The 681-nt window shown below is 37.3% G+C and carries 1 protein-coding gene and 1 pseudogene; both read right to left on the bottom strand.

The window, feature by feature from the left end; genetic code table 11:
* Positions 1 to 368: pseudogene (locus NBRC110019_RS16760) on the bottom strand (IS3 family transposase); the annotation flags it as partial.
* 95 nt (positions 369 to 463) lie between these two features.
* A partial coding sequence (locus tag NBRC110019_RS16755; RefSeq protein ID WP_281756615.1) for a transposase occupies positions 464 to 681 on the bottom strand: 218 nt, incomplete at its 5' end.

The following is a 681-nucleotide window of genomic DNA, read 5'->3' as shown; positions in this document are numbered from 1 at the left end:
GGATAATGTATGCTAGGGGTAACTGATAATGCTTCTCGGTTACAATCATCTATAATATTTAAAACACGTACTTTTCTACCATCGTATAAAGCATCAGACATAAAATCGATACTCCATACCTCATTTAATCGTGTAGGAGCTTCTAAAGGCTGTTTTACCCTATTGATGACTCGTTTTTTGTGTTTACGTCTGAGTTGTAACTTCATACTACGATACACTCGTAATACACGTTTACGGTTCCATCTAAGACCTTCTCGACGAATACGTTGGTAATACTCATCAAAACCACGGGTAGGTAGCTCATTGGCTAAAGCAGTTAACTTAGCTATTACAGCACTATCATCTCGTTTATTCTGATAATACCACATGGAACGTGCTAATCCAATCAGTATGCATAAGCGTTGTATAGATACTCGATAGCGAGCCTGTAAATAAGCTACTCGTTGTTTTTTATCGGAAGGTCCTAGAACTTTTTTGACAGTACATCTTTTAGCATACGAATATCTAAACTAGCATCGGCATACATCTGCTTTAATTTACGATTTTCTTCTTCGAGTTCCTTAAGGCGTTTGAGTTCACTAGTCTCCATCCCTCCGTATTTTTTACGCCAATAATAAATCGTACTCTTATCTATTCCTAATTCTCTGGCTAATTCGGGGATGCTTCTTCCTTGTTCATTTT

This window comes from Neptunitalea chrysea, from assembly GCF_027924145.1.
GTDB classification, from domain to species: Bacteria; Bacteroidota; Bacteroidia; order Flavobacteriales; family Flavobacteriaceae; genus Neptunitalea; species Neptunitalea chrysea.
This window is presented reverse-complemented; position numbering and strand designations above follow the sequence as displayed.